Raw genomic sequence first — 21,856 nt, 5'->3', positions numbered from 1 at the left:
CCGACTAACACTGACGAATTCTTTACACCCGCTTGACTTACCGCAGGGCGCCCAGACGCCGATCCTGGCCTGCTGTTGCAGGTGGAGACTGGCGAATTTGCCCTGTTCCGCCCCAAGACTGGGCAGGCCAGGCCACCCACTCAGTGCCCCATCGCAGGTCCTGCCAACGCAGAGAGCCTGTTGACGATTTCGCAGGGGGTCGTCAACAGGCTCTTACAGCCCCAGCGTAGTCGAAGGAAAGCCCGGCACGCTCTTGCTTCGCACCCACTCATTGAGTGTCTCTCTCAACGATACACGCCGGTCCGGCTCACTACCCGTCACCCCCACGCTGCGTTCTGTATCCAGCCGGTGCATGGCCCAATGCGGGGACCACAGCGCGCAGGGAATATCCAGAGGGTCAGCCGCCGGGCTACGACGGCAGCTAATGATGTGCTCCCAGGTACCCCGCCAGCGCACGAAACGGGCATGGCGCCGGATGACGTCAGCATAATCACCCGCAAGCATGGAGAAGCGCCGCCCACCTTGTGCCCACGCTTGCAGCGCCTCCACCACTTCTCGCTCACCCAGCGGCCAGTCATGAAAGTTGGCATCGCTGATGAAGATCTCCTGCCACCCCTCGCGGGCCGCCGTGAAAATGGCATCGCGCACCAGTTGCTGAAAGTCGTCGCGCCCACTGAATCGCCCGGTAGGCAGCTCGCGCAGGGGTACGGGCTCAGGCAGGTCAGCAGCATTCGTCATGATGTAGATTCCTCAAAAAAAGGGAACATGGACCCGGGTGGGGCCGTTCACTCCGTCCCCGCCCAGACATGGGCCCAGCCCGCATCGCACCAAGAAGACAAGAGCTCCAGCGCATCATCGCTGGCCCGAAGCAACTCGCGCGCAGACAGTTGGCGCTCATTGGCCAGGCGGCGCATCAAGGTGGCATCACGACCTGCGGCACGGTAGCTCTCGCCATTGATGAAGATGTGTTTTTCGTCATACATCATGCGGCTGCGGCGGTCCAGGCAAATGCCTTCCAGCATCACGCCCACCTTACCGGGCTCAAACCACACACTGGGTTTGGGCTCGGTCAGATACTCGCCGAGGGCACGTTCCAGAACCAGCGGCTGCGCCAAAGCACGAGACATGGCTTCGCGGGCAAAATCCAGCAAAGCGGACGGAATGGCGCCTGGTTGCGACACCGCATTTTGGTCGGCATCGCGGTAAAGCACAGGGCTGCCCTCCTCCCCGGCGTCCTCGGCCAGCCGCACCAGCAACTCTTGCGCAAGCTCTGCCCGCCCTGCAGATCGAAAGCCAATGGAGTAGGTCATGCATTCGCCTTCGGCGATGCCGTCGTGGGCATACCGTGGCGGCAGGTACAACATGTCCCCCGGCTCCAGCACAAACTCCTCCTCGGCTTCGAACTGCGCCAGTACCTTCAAGGGAATATCTTCACGCAACGTGAGGTCTTTTTGGCGGCCAATACGCCAGCGTCGCTTGCCATGGGCCTGCAGCAGAAAAACGTCGTAACTGTCGAAATGGGGCCCCACCCCACCGCCGTTGCTGGCATAGCTGATCATGAGGTCATCCAGCCGTGCATCTGGCACAAACCGGAACTGCTGCATGAGGGCGTGCACGGCATCGTTGTGCAGATCAACACCCTGCACCAGCAAGGTCCAGTCCGGCTGCTGCAGCGCCGGTAGCGCGCGGCGGTTGAACGGTCCGTGTCGCAGTTTCCATGCGCCTTTGATGGATTGCACCAGGCGCGACTCAACGCCCTCCTGCCCCGCCAGCGCAAACAACTCGGAGCGCAGCACGGGCGGTACAAAGCCAGCAATCGCCTGGCGCACCAGCAGGGGCTTTTTTTGCCAATGGCGGCGCATGAACTGCTCGGCGGTCAGGCCACCAAGCAGGGAAAGAGGTTGCTGGATATCCATGGGTAAAACTTCGCCCGTTTGCGGGGCTGTTGATCAAACTGCGACAATTCTCCTATGGAAATTACCCAACAATGTGTGGTCGCACTGACCTGGACACTCAAGGACACCTTGGGTGAAGAATTAGACGTACTCGATGAACCGGTAGAGTTTCTGGTCGGCGGCGACGACCTGCTGCCGCGCATCGAAGAGGCGTTGCAGGGCCACGGCCCCGGCGCCACGCTGGCGCTGCACCTCGAACCCGAAGATGCTTTCGGTGACTTCAACGATCAACTGCTGTTTCTGGAACCACGGGCCTTGTTCCCTGCAGAAGTCGAGGAGGGAATGACATTTGATGGCATGGCCCTGCCCGAAGGTTGCAACCCAGACGCACCACGTACAGCGCTGTACACGGTGGCCGAAATCTACCCAGAGCATGTCGTCCTGGACGGCAATCACCCGCTCGCCGGCATTGCATTGCGCCTGCAGTTGACGGTGCAGGCGGTGCGGGATGCCACTGAAGAGGAAATTGGCCGTGGCAGCGCCGGAACAGGGTTCTTCCGAATTCAGCCGCAAGCCCCCGGCAATTCATTGCTGCACTGAGAGCACCAGCGCGACAACCTGCCCGCCAGCAAGAGCGCAGCGGGCTGATCCGAGACGCTCAGCGCCCGCCTGACCGCTCAAGCTCGGCGTCAGTCTTAGTTGCGCGAAATTTGACCGTTGTACACGCGCACACGGTCTCCAATGCGCAGATCTCCGGGTGTGCTTACGTCGTAAGCGCGGTAGCCACCGTGATCAAGCTGAATAGAAATACGGTAGCTCTGCGCATATTCATCACGGTTGTTGCGCCCCTCAATGGCGTTACCGGCGACGGCCCCACCCACCACACCAAGGGCCGTGGCTGCCACCCGGCCAGAACCTTTGCCGACCTGGTTGCCCAACACACCGCCCACTACGGCGCCCAATACCGTTCCAGCACCGGAAGTTCTGCCTTGGGATTGACCCTGCAGCACCTCGATGTTCGCAACCCGACCGTACTCGGTGCCAGTGGGCTGATTGGGATAGGCAGGGGCTGCCTGGTATCCACCGGAGGAGTAACCGCCGGAGTATTGAGGCGCTTGCTGCGGGCTGCCACACGCTGCCAGCGAAGCAGCAAGAACAACAGCACCGGCAATGGCGAAAGGGCGGATCGATGGACGCATGTATTTACTCCTGAAGTGGATGGACTGACACAAGGGCCAAGGGCAGTTTTTCAAACTCCATGGGCCTTGCGCTGCTTGACGATATTGGAACAACGCGCCACCTGCCTGGGGCGTAGACAGAAGGGCTGGTATTGCGTCAGTAACAGAGCCATCGAAAAGTAAGCGGCATCTGACAGCGCCGCCCTAAGCGCTGGCCGCATGCACGGCCATGGCTTTGAAACCCCGTCACCCCTTGCCGGTAGAGCCGTAGCCGCCCTCACCCCGTTCGGTGGCGGTGAATTCGGTCACCACATTGAACTGGGCCTGCACCACTGGCACGATGACCAGCTGCGCCAGGCGCTCCATGGGCTCCAGCGTGAACGCAACGGTGCTCCGGTTCCACGCGCTCACCATAAGTTGACCCTGGTAGTCGCTGTCGATCAAACCGACGAGGTTCCCCAGCACGATGCCATGTTTGTGCCCAAGCCCCGAGCGCGGAAGGATCAGCGCAGCATATCCCGGGTCTTTGATGAACACGGAAATACCGGTGGGCACCAGCTGCCATGCATTGGGCTGCAAGGTCAGCGGCGCATCCAGGCATGCGCGCAGGTCCAGGCCGGCACTTCCGGGCGTGGCATAGGTAGGCAACTGATCCGCCATGCGCGGGTCCAGAATCTTGACATCAATCTTCACACTGTTTCTTCTTTCCTGATTGGCGCTGCAAGCCCGTTTGCCGCAGTCGCGCCGAACGGAACCTGTGGGTATGAAAACTCTCCGCCCGCAGTGTGCGGGATCAGACCGCTGCGTCACGGGCGCGGCGGCTGCAAACGCCCGGCTATCTCGCCGATCAGTTGCTGCGCGAGCACGCGTTTGGAGGCATGGGGCAATTCGCGATGGCCCTGCGCGTCCACCAGCAGCAGCGCGTTGTCATCTTTCCCGAAGGTCGCTGGGCCAATATTGCCGACCAGCAAAGGCACCCCTTTGCGGGCGCGTTTGGCGGTCGCGTGGGCCAGCAAATCGTGGCTTTCAGCGGCAAAGCCAACGCAATAGAGTTCGTTGGCCACAGCGCGCGGCGACTGGGCCACGGTGGCCAGGATATCGGTGTTCTCGACGAACTCCAGGGTTGGTGTCTGCCCCGATCCGTCCTTTTTGATTTTTTCGGAGGACGGTGCGGCAGGCCGCCAGTCGGCAACCGCCGCCGTCGCTATAAATATAGAAGCACTCTGGGCAATTGCATCAACCGCCACAAGCATTTCTTGTGCTGATTGCACATTGACACGCCGCACACCGCGCGGAGTGGGCAAATGCACCGGGCCCGCGACCAGCGTGACATCCGCGCCCGCCTCTCGAGCAGCCCGGGCAATGGCGAAACCCATTTTCCCGCTGGACAAGTTGGTGATGCCACGCACCGGGTCGATCGCTTCAAAGGTAGGCCCAGCGGTCACCAGTACCGTGTGGCCCGACAGGAGCTTGGGGGCAAAAAAAGCCCCCAACTCGTCAACGATCTCATCCGGCTCCAGCATGCGGCCATCACCTGTTTCTCCGCAGGCCTGGTCTCCATTGCCCACCCCCAGCACCACGGCCCCATCCTGCGCGACTTGGGCAAGGTTGCGCTGGGTGGCCGGATGGGCCCACATTTCACGGTTCATGGCGGGCGCAAGCAGCAGCGGCACCTGCTGCGCGGGGCGCGCCAGGCACAGAAGGCTGAGCAATTCATCTGCACGACCCTGCACCAGGCGTGCCACAAAATCCGCGCTGCAGGGCGCAACCAAGATTGCATCGGCCTCGCGACTGAGATTGATATGGGGCATGTTGTTGGGCTCGCGCGCATCCCATTGGGAGCCGTAGACCACGCGCCCCGACAGCGCCTGCATGGTGACGGGCGTGATGAACTGCTCGGCAGCTTCCGTCATCACGACCTGAACCGTCGCGCCCTCCTTGATGAGCCGGCGACACAAATCGGCGGCCTTGTAACAGGCGACGCCTCCACTCAAACCCAGGACAATGTGTTTGCCAACAAGCTCATTCATGGGCTGAATTTAGCAGACCAGGGGAGCCCCGCCAGCGAGGGCGTTGTCGGGGGCGCATCTATAATCCCAATTTCCCACCACCATAAAACGACATGACCAAATTTGTCTTCGTCACCGGCGGTGTGGTGTCTTCCCTCGGTAAGGGAATCGCCTCAGCCTCCCTTGCCGCGATCCTCGAATCGCGGGGACTCAAAGTCACCCTCATCAAGCTTGACCCCTACATCAACGTAGACCCGGGCACCATGTCGCCGTTCCAGCACGGCGAGGTGTTCGTGACTGATGATGGCGCAGAAACCGATCTGGATCTGGGCCACTATGAGCGTTTCATTGAAACGCGCATGAAAAAGACCAACAACTTCACCACGGGCAAGATTTACCAGTCCGTGCTGGAGAAAGAGCGCCGGGGCGACTATCTGGGCAAGACCGTGCAGGTCATTCCCCACGTCACCAACGAAATTCAGGAATTCATCAAGCGCGGCGCGGGCATCGGCACAGCCGACGCCGTGGATGTGGCCATCGTCGAGATTGGTGGCACCGTGGGCGACATTGAATCGCTGCCCTTCCTCGAAGCGGTGCGCCAGCTCAGCCTGAAACTGGGCCCGAACAATGCCGCGTTCGTTCACCTGACCTACCTGCCCTGGATTGCCACGGCGGGTGAGCTCAAGACCAAGCCCACGCAGCACACGGTGCAGGAGCTGCGCAAGATCGGCATTCAACCCGACGCATTGCTGTGCCGGGCACAACATCCTGTGCCCACGGAAGAGCGCGAAAAAATCTCGCTGTTCACCAATGTCCCTGAATGGGGCGTGATCAGCATGTGGGACGTGGACACCATCTACAAGGTGCCCCGTATGCTGCACGAACAAGGCCTGGATGGCCTGATCTGCGACAAGCTGCGCCTGAACACACCCCCCACCAGCCTCAAGCGCTGGGACGACCTGGTGTACGAAACCGAGCATCCCCAGGGCGAAGTCACCATCGCCATGGTTGGCAAGTATGTGGACCTGTCGGACAGCTACAAGTCCGTCAACGAAGCCCTGCGCCACGCCGGTATGCGCAACCATGTGCGCGTGAAGATCGACCATATCGACTCCGAAACCATCGACAGCGCCGATGCAACGGCCAGGCTTTCGAAGTACGACGCCATCCTCGTACCAGGCGGTTTTGGCGCACGCGGCGTGGAAGGCAAGATCAGCACGGCCCGCTACGCCCGCGAGCACAAGGTGCCCTACCTGGGCATCTGCCTGGGCATGCAGGTGGCCACCATCGAATACGCCCGCCACGTGGCGGGCCTCAAAGACGCCAACAGCACCGAGTTCAACCCCACCACCCCCCACCCCGTGATCGCACTGATCACCGAGTGGAAGGATGCGGACGGCACCATCAAAAAGCGTGACGAGAACTCGGACCTGGGCGGCACCATGCGCCTGGGCGCACAAAGCTCGGACGTGGCCAAGGACACACTGGCCCACAGCATCTACGGCGATGTGGTGACCGAGCGCCACCGCCACCGCTACGAAGCCAACGTGAACTACCTGGACCAGTTGCGCAAGGCAGGCCTGGTGATCTCGGCGCTGACGCAACGTGAACAGCTCACCGAAATCGTGGAACTGCCCCAACAAGTGCACCCCTGGTTCATCGGCGTGCAGTTTCACCCCGAGTTCAAGTCAACCCCCTGGAACGGCCACCCGCTGTTCAACGCCTTCATCAAGGCGGCCGTCGAACACCAGAAAAAATCGGCGAAAGCCTGATTGGAGCTCCCATGCAGCTGTGCGGATTCAATGTCGGCCTCACCCAGCGCTTCTTCCTGATCGCGGGCACCTGTTCCATCGAAGGCTTGCAGATGTCGCTGGACGTGGCAGGCCAGCTCAAGGATGTCTGCACTGCTTTGGGCATTCCCTTGATCTACAAGGGCTCGTTCGACAAGGCCAACCGCTCCTCGGGCACCAGCAAGCGAGGCGTGGGCCTGGAAGCGGGCCTGAAGATCCTCGATGAAGTGCGCCGCCAGCTGCAGTTGCCCATCCTGACCGACGTGCACGACACCTCGCACATCGCCGAGGTCGCCAGCGTGGTAGACGTGCTGCAGACGCCTGCCTTCCTGTGCCGCCAGACGGACTTTATCCGCGCAGTGGCGCAGTCGGGCAAGCCCGTGAACATCAAAAAGGGCCAGTTCCTTGCGCCCTGGGACATGAAGAACGTCATCGACAAGGCCCGGGCTGCGGCGGCCGAAGTGGGCCTGTCGGAAGACCGGTTCCTGGCCTGCGAGCGCGGCGTGAGCTTTGGCTACAACAACCTGGTGGCCGACATGACCAGCCTGGCCGAAATGCGCAACTCCGGCGCCCCGGTGGTGTTCGACGTGACCCACTCGGTGCAAAAGCCCGGCGGCCTGGGTGCCGTGAGCGGTGGCGCCCGCGACATGGTGCCCGTGCTGGCCCGTGCGGGCGTGGCTGCTGGTGTGGCGGGCCTCTTCATGGAAACCCACCCCAAGCCCGCCGAGGCCTGGTCGGACGGCCCCAACGCCGTGCCGCTCAAGCACATGAAGGCGTTGCTTGAAACGCTGGTGGCGCTGGACGACATCACCAAAAAAAGCGGATTCCTCGAAAACAACTTTGGAGCTTGAGACATGAGCAGTGGTTACGTCATCGCATCCGTCACCGTCACCAACCCCACGCAGTACGAGGAGTACCGCAAGTGGAGCACGCTGGCCATGCAAGTCCACGGCGCTGAAGTGTGCGTGCGCGGCGGCAAGGTGGAAGTGCTGGAGGGCGACTGGAACCCGGGACGCACCGTGATTCTCAAGTTCGCGAGCTTTGAAGCGGCCCGCGCCTTCTACGACACACCCGAATACCAAAAAGCCAAGGCAGCTCGCGAAGGCGCGGCCGTCATGCGCATGGTGTGTGTCGAAGGTGTTTAGTTAATTTAAGGAGCGCTACTATGACAATTGAAATAAACCGCTCGTATTCTTCACGCCTTCCCGCCATGATCATGGCTGCCGCGTCACTGCTAGTACTTACAGCGTGCGGCGACGGAGGCAGTGGCGAGACGCCACCGCCGCTGGTCCTGACCAAAGACATCTGTTTTGACAACAGCATATATGCGGAGAATGCCAAATACTCCTTGAAATACTTGGAAAATGATTCTCGCACGATCGAAACGACTGGCGAGGTGCGCTCAACCAACAGCAGTTACGCCGGCGTTACTAACCTCATCGAGTTCCAGGAAGTCACCTACAACACGACTGTCAGTGGTGTCACGCGATATTTGAAACCGCTGGCCCCTGGCATCGTGGCCCAATATGCCACCGTGGCGGCACAGGGCGCACTAACACTCACAACTACTCGGTATTCGCCCCCCCTCGAGGATCGACGTGCGGAAATGTCGCCTGGCGAGACTCGTACGTTCATTGGTACTGGAACGAGAGAAGTTGGCCCTTTACCGCCCAACACAGGACCGCAACCTTACAGGCGGCAGGACACGATTAAGTTCGTTACCATTGAACGCATCACTACACCCGCTGGTACTTTCCCCGCCTGCAAGTTCGAGTATCTAGATTCTCAAACGTCGGAATGGTGGTATCGCAGTTTGGTCATTCGCCGCACTCTTGCCGACGGTTCCAAGCGCGTCCTTCAATCAGGCGAACTCAACGGCGTCGCCATCAAAGATCTTTAAACCTTGAGAGTGAGTAAACATGAGTGCAATCGTTGACATCGTAGGTCGCGAGATTCTGGACAGCCGAGGAAACCCCACCGTCGAATGCGACGTGTTGCTCGAATCGGGCGTGATGGGCCGGGCCGCCGTGCCGTCTGGCGCTTCCACCGGCAGCCGCGAAGCCATTGAAATGCGTGACGGCGACAAGAGCCGTTACCTGGGCAAGGGCGTGCTCAAGGCCGTGGAATACATCAACACCGAGATCAGCGAAGCCGTGCTGGGCCTGGATGCCTCCGAGCAGGCCTTCCTGGACAAGACCCTGATCGACCTCGACGGCACCGAGAACAAGAGCCGCCTGGGCGCCAACGCGATGCTGGCGGTGTCGATGGCCGTGGCCCGCGCTGCCGCCGAAGAGTCTGGCTTGCCGCTGTACCGTTACCTGGGTGGCATGGGCAGCGTGCAGTTGCCCGTGCCCATGATGAACGTGATCAATGGCGGCGCACACGCCAACAACAGCCTGGACCTGCAAGAGTTCATGATCATCCCGGTGGGCGCTCCCACCTTCCGCGAAGCCGTTCGCTGGGGTGCCGAAGTGTTCCACGCACTCAAGAAGATCATCCACGACAAGGGCATGAGCACGGCCGTGGGCGACGAAGGTGGCTTTGCCCCCAGCGTAGAGAACCACGAGGCGGCCATCCAACTGATTCTGCAAGCCATCGAAGCCGCCGGCTACACCGCAGGCGACCAGATCGCCCTGGGCCTGGACTGCGCTGCGAGCGAGTTCTACAAGGACGGCATGTATGTGCTCGAAGGCGAAGGCGGCCTCAAGCTCACGGCCCAGCAATGGACCGACATGCTGGCGGCCTGGGTGGACAAGTACCCCATCATCAGCATCGAAGACGGCATGCACGAAGGCGATTGGGACGGCTGGAAGCACCTGACCGAACGCCTGGGCGACAAGGTGCAGCTGGTGGGTGACGACCTGTTCGTGACCAACACCAAGATCCTGAAGGAAGGCATCGACAAGCGCATCGCCAACTCGATCCTGATCAAGATCAACCAGATCGGCACGCTGACCGAAACCTTCGCCGCCATCGAGATGGCCAAGCGCGCCGGCTACACCGCCGTGATCTCGCACCGCTCGGGCGAAACCGAAGACAGCACCATTGCCGACATCGCAGTGGGCACCAACGCGGGCCAGATCAAGACCGGCTCGCTGAGCCGCTCGGACCGCATCGCCAAGTACAACCAGCTGCTGCGCATCGAAGAAGACCTGGGTGACATCGCCCAGTACCCCGGCCGCGCTGCGTTCTATAACCTGCGTTGATAACACGCGGGCCCGCGCCGAGCCATGGTCTCACGCATCGTCCCTGCCATCTTGCTGGCATTGCTGGCCGTTGTGCATGCACAGCTGTGGCTGGGGCGGGGCAGCGTGCCGCGCGTGCATGAAATGCAGCACAAGATCGACAGGCAGAAGTCCGCCAATGACCAGGCGCGCCAGGCCAATGAACGCCTGATCTCCGAGGTACATGACCTCAAGGAGGGGCTGGACATGGTGGAAGAAAAGGCACGCAGCGAGTTGGGCATGGTCAAGCCCAACGAGATCTACGTGCAGTTCACACCGCGCTGAGGCGCGGTTTTTCCTGCTCCCGTGTCTGCCCCGCCGACCATTGCCTTGCTGGGCGCGCCAGGCACCGGGGCCGCAGCCCTCGCGCAGGATCTGCAGCGGCTCATTGCGCCCGACGCGGCGAAGATCGCCTGCGCCGCAGCACCCGACGACTGCCCCCAGGCCACGCTCACGCTGCTGATGGGGCTGGACCTGCCCTGTCCCCCCGAACAACAGCAGGCACGCGAAGCCGCTGACGCCCATTTACGCGCAGCACTGGCGCATGCCGGCAGGGTCTATCGCGTGGTGTATGGGCAAGACGAACGGCGCATCGAGAACGCTTTGGCAGCTATTAAAAACATAGCTACTAGCGCTTACAGAACAGGCGCCAGAGGCCATTTTAAACCAGATTCCAGCCCCAGAACAGCCCGACTGCGCGCCTGGAACTGCGAGAAATGCAGTGATCCTGAATGTGAGCACCGCCTGTTCACGGCGTTGACGGGGCGGGACACGTCAACGACCTGATCCACAAAAGGCCGAACCCGTGGGGGTCGCCGGGCTCTCAGCGCGATGGGTTTCAGGCAGGGTTGGCGCGGGGCATTGTCAGCGATGGATGGTCAACGACGAACAGCAGCGGCCAGCCCCATCCGCAGTGCCCATCCGCAGTGCCCATCCGCTGGTCCCATCCGCTGCTGGTGTTGCGACTACTGGATCCCTGTAGGCCCCGGTGGCTGGCTCACTGCGGGTGCCACAAAAATCAGCGCGGCATCCACGGCGTCAAAGCGGTACTGCTGGCCACAGAACTCGCAGGCCACCTCGATGTCCTCGCGCTCGGCAAGAATGCTCTCGGCCTCTTCCACCCCCAGGCTGCGCAGCATGTTGCTCACGCGCTCGCGGCTGCAACTGCAAGCAAATCGCGGTCCACTGGCGCCTTGCTGGGACTCGAAGCGCAGCAGTTTTTCTTCCCAGAAAAGCCGCCGCATGATGGTGTCCACATCCAGGGTCAGCAACTCCTCGCGGGTCAGGCTGGCCGCCAGGTGGGCGATGCGGTTGTAGTCTTCGTTGTGCCCGATCTGGTCTTCGTTGTCACGGTGCGAAAGGCCCTCGGACAGATTGCCTTCACCCTTGATGGGCATGCGCTGTATCAACAGGCCCGCAGCCACCTTGTCATTGGCGCCCAACACCAGCACCGTGTCGAGCTGCTCGGACTGCAGCATGTAGTGCTGCAGCACGTCCGACAGGCGGTCCAGCTTTTCGTGGTGGTCGCCGTGCAGCGGCACCACGCCCTGGTAGGGCTGCTGGCCAGGGTGGCGGTCCTTGGGGTCCAGCGTGATGGCGCAGCGGCCCCCACCGCCCACATTCACCATGTGGCTCAGGCGTGCGTTCTCGGGCACCTCGCCAATGATGGTGGCGGTGGCACGCAGGCTCAGGTCCGACTGCACTTCGGCCACGGCCAGCTTCACGGGCCCGTCGCCAAACACCTGCAACACCAGCGCACCGTTGAACTTGATGTTGGACTGCATCAACACACCGGCAGCGGCCATTTCACCCAGCAACTCGCTCACTGGCGGGGGATACGCGCCCGTGCTGGAATTGCCGGCACGGCGGGCGAGGATATCGGTCCAGGCATCGGTCAGGCGCACGATCATGCCGCGCACAGGCAGGCCATCAAAAAGAAACTTGTGAAGTTCAGACACGCAAAAAATCCCCAGAAAATTACCGACACTCAGGAGATGCAATCCATCGCATTGCACACCGCCAGCAGCCCGCTAAACCGGCGCGGCCAAGCCAGTGCACCCGTGGAACTGGCTTGGCCAGGCCACCGGGTGCGTCCCCCTCCCGCACCGCGCAGCGGAGCGATAGAGGGGGAAGACGCGAAGCGGCTGAGGGGGTGCTTCAATGATTTCAGCCGATTTTGTGCAAGCCGTTTTGAAAGCGGCGTGCGTTGTCGATGTAATGCTGCGCACTCTGGCGCAGGCCTTCGATCTGCTCGGGGGTCAGCGCACGCACCGCCTTGGCCGGGCTGCCGATGATCATGGAGCCGTCGGGGAACTCCTTGCCTTCGGTGACCAGCGCACCCGCACCCACAAGACAGTTGCGCCCGATCTTTGCGCCATTGAGCACAATCGCCCCGATACCGATCAGCGACTCGTCTCCGATCGTGCAGCCGTGCAGCATGACCTGGTGGCCCACCGTCACACGCTTGCCCACCACCAGGGGCATGCCAAAGTCGGCATGCAGCACACTCGCATCCTGAATATTGGAGCCCGCGCCAATGGTGATGCTGTCCGTGTCGCCGCGCACCACGGTGCCAAACCACACACTCGTGTCTTCGCCCAACACCACGTTGCCCATCACCTGCGCGGAGTCGGCCACCCAGGCCGACTCCGCGATCTGCGGAGCCACCCCTTCGAATTCGTAAATTGCCATACACCACTCCAGAAAAATGGAAGGGCTCACTCTGCAGTGCCAGCCCTGAATCGCCAGTGGTTACAAAGCGCGCGCCTCGATGCCAATGGCAGGGCCTAGAATTGTAAGGATGGAGCTTCGCCAACGTGCATTGCAGGTCTTGTGCCTTGCAGACCCTGAACAAAAAGCGGCCGCCGCGCTTGATCTATATGCGCAAGCAGCTACACTTTCAATAGCATCCTGCACACCCGAAGGCCCCGCTGAACCCAGTGTGCTGCCAGGCCACCCCGAGCGCCCCGTGCTTTTGCGCCACAACGAGCTGGCACGCCGCTCCCCCGCCACGCCCGAAGGGCGTGCCGTGTTGATCCACGCTATTGCCCACATCGAATTCAATGCCATCAACCTGGCGCTTGACGCCGTCTGGCGCTTTGGCGGCATGCCACGCGCCTACTACACCGACTGGATGCGGGTGGCCGCCGAGGAGGCCCAGCACTTTCGGCTGCTGCGCGACCACCTGCGCAGCCAGGGGCATGACTATGGCGACTTCCCTGCCCACCAGGGCCTGTGGACGATGTGCGAAAAAACCAACCACGATGTCCTGGCGCGCATGGCGCTCGTACCACGCACGATGGAAGCCCGCGGCCTGGATGCCACCCCACTCATCCAGGCCAAGCTGCGCCAGGTCGGTACACCCGATGCGCTGGCGGCGGTCGCCATTCTCGACACCATCCTGCACGATGAGGTCGGGCACGTCGCCATTGGCAACCACTGGTACCGCTGGCTGTGCGAACGCGCGGGACAAAACCCTGAAACGCACTACGCAACCCTGGTCAAACACTACGAAGCCCCGCGCCTGAAGCCCCCGTTCAACGATGCCGCGCGCCGCAGCGCAGGTTTCACCGAGACCGAACTGCGCTGGCTCCAGCAGGGGTAAACAGTCCATCTGCTGGTTCTTATGGCGACTCCTACAATCCGCAGCGACCTGCACACCGTGCGACCGCTTCACGTTACAAGAAAACACCCATGACCACACCTTCGCTCCAGGGACACTCCCCCGCGCCACCGCCCGGCAACCAGACCTCGGTGGCCATGATTGCCCGGCAGGCCATCGTGAATGCGCAGCAGGTCGTGGTCGGCTATGAGCTGTTTAACCGTTCGCGCAGCGGCGCAGCCCACACGGCCGCCACCGATGTGATTCTGGTGTTCACCGCGCTGTCGCACGCGGGCACCGACGAGCTGGTGGGCAAAAAACTCATCTTCGTCAATTGCACGCACGAAAGCCTGTCCGGAGGACACCTGGAACTGGTAGACCCCGACAAGGTGGTCCTGGAAATCCCCCCCCTGGGCCACACGGCAGCCGAAGAAGTGACCACCCGCATGCCCATCCTGGCCGAGCTGCGCGAGCGGGGTTTTCATCTGGCGTTCAACCACACCGTGCTGCAGTCGGCCTATGCGCCATGGCTGCCTCTGGCCGATTACATCAAGCTGGACCTGTCGGCGCTCGCACCGGATCAGTTGGCGGTGTTGATCAGCTATGCCGGGCGCCATTCCAAGGCCGAGCTGATCGCTGAAAAAGTGGAAACCGCCCAGCAATACGACATGGTGTCGAGCCAGGGCGTGCAAATGTTTCAGGGCTACTGGTTCGCGCGCCCGGCACTGGTCGAAGCCAAGCTCCTCACCCCATCGCAAACCAGCATCATCGAACTGATCAACCAGGTGCGCAAACAGGCCAGCACCGACGACATTGAAGAAGTGCTCAAGAAGGACGCAGGTTTGGCGTTCAATCTGATGCGGCTGATCAACTCCGCCGGGTTTGGCTTGTCACGCGACATCACGTCGTTTCGCCAGGCGGTGTTGCTCATGGGGCTTAAAAAACTGTTCCGCTGGGCGGCGCTGCTGCTGACCACGTCGCGCTCCAGCGGCACGCCTTCTTCTGTCGGGCAAACCGCTGTGGTACGGGGGCGCCTCATGGAGCTGCTCGCACTGGAAACCCTGCCCCCCGAAGAAGCCGATCAGGCGTTTGTGGTGGGCATTTTCTCGCTGCTTGATGTGATGCTGTCCATGCCCATGGAAACCGCCGTGGGGCTGCTGCATGTGCCCGAACCAGTCGCGGCTGCGCTGTTGCGGCGCGAAGGCTTCCTCGGATCGCTCCTGACGCTGGCCGAAGCCTGCGAATCCAGCGATGACGTCGTTTTTGACCGCACGGCACACCTGCTGCACCTGTCGAGCTCGCAGATCAACCTGGCGCACCTGCAGGCGCTGGCCTGGGCTGACCAGATCGCAGATTGAACGGCACCGTCGCTCACAGCGCGGGCCATTGGCCTGGATTGCCAAGCAGTGGTTCGCTTCTGAAGCGCACCAGTCTAGAATCGGTCTGAAGGCCGTCGGGCTTGGAGCGTCGATCAGCAAACATTGCCCCCGTTGAGGACAGTTTTTGCCGGGTTCGCAGCCCCATGGCCCGGCCATGGGGCACGAAGACGGAGAAAAAGCAGACCACAGGGGTGCTTCTTCCACCGACGCCTTCCAAGCCCGACCGCCTCTCAGACCCCGATCTTCACTACAGCGGACCTCATGTCGAGCACACCTGAATCAGACGCCACGCAAGACGCACCTCCGGCAGTTGAGCCCGTAGACGAAAACCTTGCCATCATCGCCCGCCAGGCCATCGTGGACGAAGCCCGTGCCGTCTATGGCTACGAGCTGTTTGACCGATCCACCGCTTCGGACTCGCACACGGCAGCCAGCGATGCCGCGCTGCTGTTCAACGCCCTGTCCTACGCGGGCACCGAAGCGCTGGTGGGCAAAAAAACCGTCTTCATCAACTGTACCCACGACAGCCTTTCAGGGGGGCACCTTGAGCTGATCCACCCCGACAAGGTCGTACTGGAAGTCCCCCCCCTGCCCGAAAGCGCAACGCCCGAAGAAATCGAAGGCCGCATACCCACACTGGAGGCCCTGCGCACACGCGGCTTTCGGTTGGCCTTTGACCAACAGGCATTGCGCCGTGCCTACACCAGCTGGCTGCCGCTGGCAGCGTTCATCAAGCTCGACATGCAGGCCTTCAAGCCTGAACTCGCGGGGCCCCTGGTCAAATTTGCCACGACCCACAGCAAGGCCACGCTGGTCGCTGAAAAAGTAGAAACCGCCGAGCAATACGAACTGATGCGCGACCTCGGGGTCAAGCTGTTCCAGGGCTACTGGTTTGCGCGCCCGTCGCTTGTGAAGGCCACCACGATCCGCCCTTCACAGGCCACCATCATTCAGCTCATCAACCTGGTGCGCAAGCAAGCCAGCACGGGCGAGATCGAAGACCTGCTCAAAAAAGACCCCACGCTGTCTTTCAACTTGCTGCGGTTCATCAACTCGTCAGGGTTCGGGCTGTCGTGCGAAATCACGTCGTTCCGGCATGCGGTGATGATTTTGGGGCTCAAGAAGCTCTTCCGTTGGGCCGCCCTGCTCATGACCACCTCCCGCGCCGGTGGTGCGCCACCCGCAGTGGGCCAGACTGCCGTGGTGCGCGGCCGGTTGATGGAGCTGCTGGCTGCCGAGCTGCTGCCGCCCGAGGAATGCGACAACGCCTTCGTGGTGGGCGTGTTCTCGCTGCTGGACACCATGCTGGGCGTGCCGCTGGAGAAGGCTCTCGAATCCGTGGCCCTGCCCGAACCCGTGATGGATGCCTTGCTGCGTGGCACCGGCGTGTTTGCCCCCTTCCTGGAGCTGACCCGCGCCTGCGAAAGTGGCGATGAAGCCGCCTTCGCCAAAAATGCCGAAGCCTTGCACCTGTCCAACCGCCAGGTGAACTGGGCCCACCTGCAAGCACTCACCTGGGCAGAGAGCCTGAACGAAGACTAGGCCTGCGTCGCGCGGGGCGACAGGTCACAAGGCCGCAGGTCGCCACCGGGCCGGCTTTTCCCGTCGCGATGGACCTTCGTTGTCTTCGTGCTTTTCATCAGGCCCTGGCTATCGCAGGGCCTGTTGCATTTTTGCCCGCGCGCAAAGGGCGCATGCGAGGCGCGGCGCTTTTGGCTTTTTCTTACCCACGCGGGTGGTGCTCGGCATGCAGGGACTTGAGCCGCTCCCGCGCCACATGGGTGTAGATGGTGGTGGTGGAAATATCCGCATGGCCCAGCAGCAACTGCACCACACGCAGGTCTGCGCCGTGGTTGAGCAAGTGCGTGGCGAATGCATGGCGCAACGTGTGGGGCGACAGCGGCACCAAGATGCCAGCCACGTGGGCCCATTTTTTGACGATGACCCAGAACATCGCCCGCGTCATGCCGCTGCCGCGATGGGTAACGAACAGGTCGTCGGTTTGCTGCCCTCCCAAAATGGTGCCCCGCGCCTCGGCCAGATACCGGTTGAGCCACTGGCGGGCCTCTTCGCCAAATGGCACCAGGCGCTCCTTGCTGCCTTTGCCCATCACCCGAAGTACGCCTTCGTTGAGCCCCAGCTGAAACGTCTTGAGCGTGACCAGCTCGCTCACCCGCAGCCCACTGGCATACATCAGCTCCAGCATGGTGCGGTCGCGCAAACCCAGCGGATTGCCCAGATCGGGCGCCATCAGCAGGGCCTCTACCTGGGCCTGCGAAAGCGTCTTGGGCACACGCAGAGGCTGGCGGGCCGCCGTGAGCCGCAAGGTGGGGTCGGCGCTGGTGCGCCGCTCACGCAGCGCCCAGTGAAAGTAGCGCCGCAGCACTGTCAGGCGCCGATTGGCCGACGTGGCACGGGTTTGTGCATGCCGCGCGGCGAAGTAGCCCTGCAGGTGGTGCTCGGCGGTCTCGTCCAGCACCAGCGGGGGTTGCTGCTCTGCCAGCCACTGCGCATACAGCGTGAGGTCGCGCCGGTAGGCGGCCAGCGTGTTGCGCGACAGGCCGTCTTCCAGCCACAGGGCGTCGACAAAAGCATCTATGGCATCAGCGCTGGGTATAAGCATGCAAAAACATAGCACGTAAAAAAGCCGCCCGCGAAAAACGGGCGGCTTGGGTAGCTTGGGCGGCTTGGGTAGCTTGGGCGGCGTGGGTAGCTTGGGCGGCGTGGGTTGCTTTTTGCGAGCAAAAGCGCCGGTCGATTATTCCAGCGTCAGCTTCTGCTTGACCACCACGTCTTTGTAGACGGCGAATTCGGCCTTGATCTGCTCGGCAAACTGCTCAGGCGTATTGCCGACAACCAGGGAGCCCGTGTCTTCGATGCGTTTTTTCACGGCCGCATCTTCCAGGGCTTTGCGCACGCCGGCGTTGATCTTGTCAACGATGTCCTTGGGCAAACCCTTGGGGCCCACGATGCCGTAGTAAGCCATGCGATTCACGGGCTCCAGGCCGAGCTCCTTGAAGGTAGGCACATTGGGCAACGCGGCCACGCGATGCGGTGCGGCCACCACAATCGGCACCAGGCGGTTTTCCCGGATGAATGGCAGGGCCGACGGCAGGTTGTCAAAAATCATCGGCACCTGGCCCGCCACGGTGTCGTTCAGCGCCGGGCCCGCACCACGGTACGGAATGTGCGTGACGAAGGTGTTGGACAGATTCTTATACAGCTCCATCTGCAGGTGACCAATGCCGCCCGTGCCCGACGAGGAATAAGAATATTTGCCGGGCGACTTCTTGAGCTCGGCCACAAACGACTTGTAGTCCTTGGCCGGAAAGGCAGGGTTGACCGCAATGATGTTGGGGGTCGCCGCAATGTTGATGATGGGCGTGAAGTCCGTCAGCGGGTTGTAGGGCGTCTTGGGGTTGATGGCCGGGTTGGCCGCCGTGGTGGACACCGTGGCCACCCCCAGCGTGTAGCCGTCCGGGTTGGCCCGGACCAGCTCGGCGGCACCCACGATGCCGCCACCACCGGCCTTGTTGTCCACAATCACGGTCTGGCCCAGCGCCTTGCCCAGCGGGTCGGCGATCACGCGCGCGACGATGTCGGTGGTGCCACCCGGTGCAAAAGGCACGATCAGGCGGATCACCTTGTTGGGGTAGCCTTGTGCCGCTGCAGAGCCAGCAGCCACAGCCAGTGTCAGCGCAAACCATTGACGACGATGCATTGAGTTCTCCTTTATGGGGGTGACAAACAGCCTGGATGGTATGCGCAATGCACGCCAAAATGCCCTGCGGATTCCACATAAGGGCTAACCCTAGACACGGCGCTGATCGCTTGCTATCGCGTCAATGCGCGGTGGCTTGCTGCCCGGTGACCCCGTTGCGCGCACCACCATTGCATACAACGCCATGCACCTGCCAGCACGTGCTGGCTGGCACATCCAGCGGCCGCCTCCAGCAGTGCCCCAAGAGCTTGCCATGCATCAAGTATTCTCGGTGCGTGAACTACGCCCAGCTTCTGCTCCCCGATTTTTCCCTCATCCTTTTCGGCTACCTGATCTGCCGGTACACCGCACTCAACCGCTCGGTGTGGCAGCCGGTGGAGAGCCTGGTGTACTACCTGCTTTTCCCGGTGCTGCTGTTCCAGTCCATCGTCAAAAGCCCGGTGGACGTGGGCGCTGCGTCGGGCCTGATCGCTGCGGGCCTGTTGTCGGGTGTCAGCGGCATTGCACTGGCGTACAGCCTGCCGCACTGGCCGTGGCTCGGCAAGCGCCTGGATGTGCGCGACCACGCCGCCAGTGCGCAGGTGGCCTTTCGGTTCAACTCGTTCATCGGCCTGGCCATTGCCGAGCGGCTGGCCGGTGCCCAGGGCCTGCTGATGATCGCGGTGTTGATCGGCGTGTGTGTGCCGCTGTTCAACGTGGCTGCCGTGTGGCCCATGGCGCGGCACGGCCACCACAGCTTTGCGCGCGAGCTGTTGCGCAACCCGCTGATCATCGCCACGGGCTCGGGGCTCGTGGCCAACCTGCTGGGGTTCACCATCCCCGAGTGGGCGCTGCCCACGGTCAGCCGCATCAGCGCTGCATCGCTGGCGCTGGGGCTGATGGCCGCCGGTGCCGGCCTGCAGTTTGGGCTGCTCACACGCGGCAAAACACTGAGCGTGTGTGTGCTGGCCATTCGCCATCTGGTGCAGCCCTTGCTGGCGTTCTTGATGGCCCTTCTTTTTCGGCTGGATGCCGTACAAACCACGGTGCTGCTGGCTTTTTCTGCGCTGCCCACCGCGTCCACCTGCTACGTGCTGGCAGCACGCATGGGCTACAACGGGCCGTATGTGGCAGGGCTAGTGACGCTGTCCACCTTGCTGGGCGTGGTGAGCCTGCCATTTGCCTTGGGATTCTTGCGATGAACACCACGTCCACCACACCTACCACACGTGCAGCGCCTGCTCCGCATCCCGATCTCGCACGCCGCCAACTGCTAGGGGTCACGCTGCTCGCCGCTGGTCTGCCCGCGCTAGTGGCCTGTGGTCGCAAGCCGCCCAAGGCCCAGGCCATTGCGGCAGGGGCGAGCGTGCTGGCACTGGGCGATTCGCTGACCTCTGGCGTGGGCGCGTCGCCCGACGCGGCCTATCCCGCAGTGCTGCAGGGCCTGACGGAGTGGAAGGTCGTCAACGCAGGCGTGTCGGGCGACACCTCGGCCCAGGCACTGGCCCGGTTGCCCGCGCTGCTGCAAACACACCAGCCCGCACTGGTGATCGTGAGCATTGGGGGCAACGATTTTCTGCGCCGACAAAACGCATCCACCACCCGCACACACGTTCGCCAGATCTGCACCGACGCCCAGGCCAGCGGCGCCCAGGTGCTGCTGGTAGCCGTGCCCGAGCTATCACTGATGGCGGCGGCGGGCCGCTTGAGCGACCACCCGATGTACGAAGAGCTTGCCGACGAACTCAAGATACCGCTGCATCGCAAAGGCTGGTCGACCGTGCTGGCCAACGAGCGGCTGCGCGCAGACACCGTGCATGCCAACGCAGCGGGGTATGCACAGTTTGTGCAGGGGCTGGTGGGCACGCTCAAAGACAGCGGTTTGCTGGTGTGAGCGCCTGAAACGCTCAAAAAGCACAAAAAAGCGAAAGGCTGGACAAGCGTTAACGCCCACCAGCCATTCGCATCTCAACGCTCATTTTTTTATAGCCACTAGCGCTTTACCCATAAGCGCTATCGGCCAATTTCATTCAAAACCCAGGGCCCAGGCCACATGCTCGCGCACCAGCACGCTTGTGTCTTCTGCGCGCGAGTGCAGCGCGGCGCGCAAAGCCGGGTCGCCGGTGGCGTGCAGCGCGTTGCCCAATGCCACCGCCACATTGCGCAGCCAGCGCTCATGGCCAATGCGGCGGATGGGGCCGCCTTCGGTCATGCGCAAGAAAGTGGCCTCATCCCATGCAAACAGGTGCACCAGTTGCTGGCCCGACAGGCCCTTGCGCTCGTCAAAATCGGGCAAGCGGCTGACCTGGGCGAACTTGTTCCAGGGGCAGATGAGCTGGCAGTCATCGCAGCCGTAGATGCGATTGGCCAGCAGGGGCCGCAGCTCCAGCGGGATGGGGCCTGGGTGTTCGATGGTCAGGTACGAGATGCAGCGCCGCGCATCCAGCCGGTGCGGCGCAATGATGGCCTGCGTGGGGCACACATCTATACAGGCCGTGCAGCTGCCGCAGTGCGCCGTCACGGGGGCACTCGGCGGCAAGGCCATGTCCACATAGATTTCACCCAGGAAAAACGTGGACCCCGCCTCGCGGTTGAGCACCAGCGTGTGTTTGCCGCGCCAGCCCTGGCCACTGCGCGAGGCCAGCTCGGCTTCAAGCACCGGCGCCGAGTCGGTGAACACGCGGTGCCCGAAGGGGCCAATCGCCTCGGCGATGCGGTCGCTCAGTTTTTGCAGGCGCGCACGCAGCACCTTGTGATAATCGCGCCCCCGGGCATAGACCGACACAATGCCCTCGTGCGGGCGGGCGAGGCGGCCCATCTCGAATGCTTGCCAACCCTGCTCCTGCGCGCGCTGACCCGTGTCGCGCGGCAAATAATCCATGCGTGCCGTGATCACGCTCACGGTGCCGGGCACGAGCTCAGAGGGCCGCGCCCGCTTGAGGCCGTGTGATGCCATGTAATGCATGTCACCATGAAACCCCTGCGCGAGCCAGGCCGCAAGGCCGGGCTCTGCGGCAGACAGGTCTACCCCCGCCACGCCGATTTGGGAAAATCCCAGTTCGCGGGCCCACTCCTGCATT

The 21,856-nt window shown here is 62.4% G+C and carries 23 protein-coding genes; 13 read left to right on the top strand and 10 right to left on the bottom strand.

The features are described from left to right. Positions 1–213: 213 nt before the first annotated feature. Both KI609_RS08005 and KI609_RS08000 read right to left on the bottom strand, forming a co-directional pair. Complete coding sequence (locus KI609_RS08005; protein ID WP_226448861.1) at positions 214–738, bottom strand: hypothetical protein; 525 nt, start codon at positions 736–738, stop codon at positions 214–216. A gap of 47 nt (positions 739–785) precedes the next feature. Further along, entirely contained in the window at positions 786–1,916 is a 1,131-nt protein-coding gene (locus tag KI609_RS08000) for a cupin domain-containing protein (protein WP_226448859.1), read from the bottom strand. A 54-nt stretch (positions 1,917–1,970) separates the two neighbouring features. On the opposite strand from KI609_RS08000, the gene KI609_RS07995 reads away from it, so the two are divergent. Further along, positions 1,971–2,495 carry an FKBP-type peptidyl-prolyl cis-trans isomerase gene (locus tag KI609_RS07995; RefSeq protein ID WP_226448857.1) on the top strand — a complete coding sequence of 175 codons (525 nt, stop codon included), beginning with the start codon at positions 1,971–1,973 and terminating at the stop codon, positions 2,493–2,495. A 95-nt stretch (positions 2,496–2,590) separates the two neighbouring features. Here the strand turns inward: KI609_RS07995 and KI609_RS07990 are convergent, their stop codons facing one another. The 3 genes from KI609_RS07990 to coaBC all read right to left on the bottom strand — a co-directional run bounded on the left by KI609_RS07990 (position 2,591) and on the right by coaBC (position 5,103). Then, entirely contained in the window at positions 2,591–3,094 is a 504-nt protein-coding gene (locus KI609_RS07990; RefSeq protein ID WP_226448854.1) for a glycine zipper 2TM domain-containing protein, read from the bottom strand. A 225-nt stretch (positions 3,095–3,319) separates the two neighbouring features. After that, positions 3,320–3,766, bottom strand: a complete 447-nt coding sequence (gene dut, locus KI609_RS07985) for a dUTP diphosphatase (RefSeq protein WP_226448852.1) — start codon at positions 3,764–3,766, stop codon at positions 3,320–3,322. A gap of 113 nt (positions 3,767–3,879) precedes the next feature. Further along, positions 3,880–5,103, bottom strand: a complete 1,224-nt coding sequence (gene coaBC / locus KI609_RS07980) for a bifunctional phosphopantothenoylcysteine decarboxylase/phosphopantothenate--cysteine ligase CoaBC (protein WP_226448849.1) — start codon at positions 5,101–5,103, stop codon at positions 3,880–3,882. Between the two features lie 92 nt (positions 5,104–5,195). Here coaBC and KI609_RS07975 point away from each other — a divergent pair, with 92 nt between their 5' ends. Genes KI609_RS07975 through KI609_RS07945 form a run of 7 tightly spaced genes read left to right on the top strand, consistent with a single transcriptional unit; the run spans position 5,196 to position 10,882 of the window. Continuing rightward, positions 5,196–6,854, top strand: a complete 1,659-nt coding sequence (locus tag KI609_RS07975; RefSeq protein ID WP_226448847.1) for a CTP synthase — start codon at positions 5,196–5,198, stop codon at positions 6,852–6,854. Positions 6,855–6,865: 11 nt separating this feature from the next. Further along, positions 6,866–7,723 (top strand): 3-deoxy-8-phosphooctulonate synthase, encoded by an 858-nt coding sequence (gene kdsA, locus KI609_RS07970; protein WP_226448845.1) that lies wholly within the window; start codon positions 6,866–6,868, stop codon positions 7,721–7,723. Positions 7,724–7,726: 3 nt separating this feature from the next. Next, positions 7,727–8,017 (top strand): DUF1330 domain-containing protein, encoded by a 291-nt coding sequence (locus tag KI609_RS07965; protein WP_226448843.1) that lies wholly within the window; start codon positions 7,727–7,729, stop codon positions 8,015–8,017. A 20-nt stretch (positions 8,018–8,037) separates the two neighbouring features. After that, entirely contained in the window at positions 8,038–8,772 is a 735-nt protein-coding gene (locus KI609_RS07960) for a hypothetical protein (RefSeq protein ID WP_226448841.1), read from the top strand. A gap of 19 nt (positions 8,773–8,791) precedes the next feature. Further along, the gene (gene eno / locus KI609_RS07955) at positions 8,792–10,078 is read left to right on the top strand and encodes a phosphopyruvate hydratase (RefSeq protein WP_226448839.1); all 1,287 of its coding nucleotides are present in this window, start codon (positions 8,792–8,794) and stop codon (positions 10,076–10,078) included. A 24-nt stretch (positions 10,079–10,102) separates the two neighbouring features. After that, positions 10,103–10,381: a septum formation initiator family protein gene (locus KI609_RS07950; RefSeq protein ID WP_226448837.1), complete on the top strand. Its 279-nt coding sequence runs from the start codon at positions 10,103–10,105 to the stop codon at positions 10,379–10,381. Between the two features lie 21 nt (positions 10,382–10,402). Continuing rightward, positions 10,403–10,882 carry a hypothetical protein gene (locus tag KI609_RS07945; protein ID WP_226448835.1) on the top strand — a complete coding sequence of 160 codons (480 nt, stop codon included), beginning with the start codon at positions 10,403–10,405 and terminating at the stop codon, positions 10,880–10,882. A 179-nt stretch (positions 10,883–11,061) separates the two neighbouring features. On the opposite strand, the gene KI609_RS07940 is transcribed toward KI609_RS07945, so the two are convergent. Then, positions 11,062–12,054, bottom strand: a complete 993-nt coding sequence (locus KI609_RS07940; protein ID WP_226448833.1) for an Hsp33 family molecular chaperone HslO — start codon at positions 12,052–12,054, stop codon at positions 11,062–11,064. A 208-nt stretch (positions 12,055–12,262) separates the two neighbouring features. Continuing rightward, positions 12,263–12,787, bottom strand: coding sequence for a gamma carbonic anhydrase family protein (locus KI609_RS07935; RefSeq protein WP_226448831.1), 525 nt, complete (start codon positions 12,785–12,787; stop codon positions 12,263–12,265). Positions 12,788–12,896: 109 nt separating this feature from the next. On the opposite strand from KI609_RS07935, the gene KI609_RS07930 reads away from it, so the two are divergent. The 3 genes from KI609_RS07930 to KI609_RS07920 all read left to right on the top strand — a co-directional run bounded on the left by KI609_RS07930 (position 12,897) and on the right by KI609_RS07920 (position 16,618). Continuing rightward, complete coding sequence (locus KI609_RS07930; RefSeq protein WP_226448829.1) at positions 12,897–13,700, top strand: ferritin-like domain-containing protein; 804 nt, start codon at positions 12,897–12,899, stop codon at positions 13,698–13,700. A gap of 89 nt (positions 13,701–13,789) precedes the next feature. Continuing rightward, positions 13,790–15,055, top strand: a complete 1,266-nt coding sequence (locus KI609_RS07925) for an EAL and HDOD domain-containing protein (RefSeq protein WP_413463385.1) — start codon at positions 13,790–13,792, stop codon at positions 15,053–15,055. Between the two features lie 282 nt (positions 15,056–15,337). Next, positions 15,338–16,618: an EAL and HDOD domain-containing protein gene (locus KI609_RS07920; RefSeq protein ID WP_226448827.1), complete on the top strand. Its 1,281-nt coding sequence runs from the start codon at positions 15,338–15,340 to the stop codon at positions 16,616–16,618. A gap of 181 nt (positions 16,619–16,799) precedes the next feature. Here the strand turns inward: KI609_RS07920 and xerD are convergent, their stop codons facing one another. Both xerD and KI609_RS07910 read right to left on the bottom strand, forming a co-directional pair. Next, entirely contained in the window at positions 16,800–17,699 is a 900-nt protein-coding gene (xerD, locus tag KI609_RS07915; protein WP_226448825.1) for a site-specific tyrosine recombinase XerD, read from the bottom strand. Between the two features lie 135 nt (positions 17,700–17,834). After that, positions 17,835–18,797, bottom strand: coding sequence for a tripartite tricarboxylate transporter substrate binding protein BugE (locus KI609_RS07910; RefSeq protein ID WP_226448823.1), 963 nt, complete (start codon positions 18,795–18,797; stop codon positions 17,835–17,837). A 275-nt stretch (positions 18,798–19,072) separates the two neighbouring features. Here KI609_RS07910 and KI609_RS07905 point away from each other — a divergent pair, with 275 nt between their 5' ends. Continuing rightward, positions 19,073–19,978 carry an AEC family transporter gene (locus KI609_RS07905; protein ID WP_226448821.1) on the top strand — a complete coding sequence of 302 codons (906 nt, stop codon included), beginning with the start codon at positions 19,073–19,075 and terminating at the stop codon, positions 19,976–19,978. Then, entirely contained in the window at positions 19,975–20,670 is a 696-nt protein-coding gene (locus KI609_RS07900) for a GDSL-type esterase/lipase family protein (RefSeq protein WP_226448819.1), read from the top strand. The genes KI609_RS07905 and KI609_RS07900 overlap by 4 nt, the downstream gene beginning before the upstream one ends. A 132-nt stretch (positions 20,671–20,802) precedes the next feature. Here KI609_RS07900 and queG read toward each other — a convergent pair whose 3' ends face one another. Then, complete coding sequence (gene queG / locus KI609_RS07895) at positions 20,803–21,855, bottom strand: tRNA epoxyqueuosine(34) reductase QueG (protein WP_226448816.1); 1,053 nt, start codon at positions 21,853–21,855, stop codon at positions 20,803–20,805. Position 21,856: the final 1 nt, after the last annotated feature.

Origin of the sequence: Acidovorax radicis (genome assembly GCF_020510705.1) — a bacterium.
GTDB classification, from domain to species: Bacteria; Pseudomonadota; Gammaproteobacteria; order Burkholderiales; family Burkholderiaceae_C; genus Acidovorax; species Acidovorax radicis_A.
The sequence above is the reverse complement of the archived record's forward strand: the minus strand, read 5'-3'. Positions and strand labels throughout refer to the sequence as shown.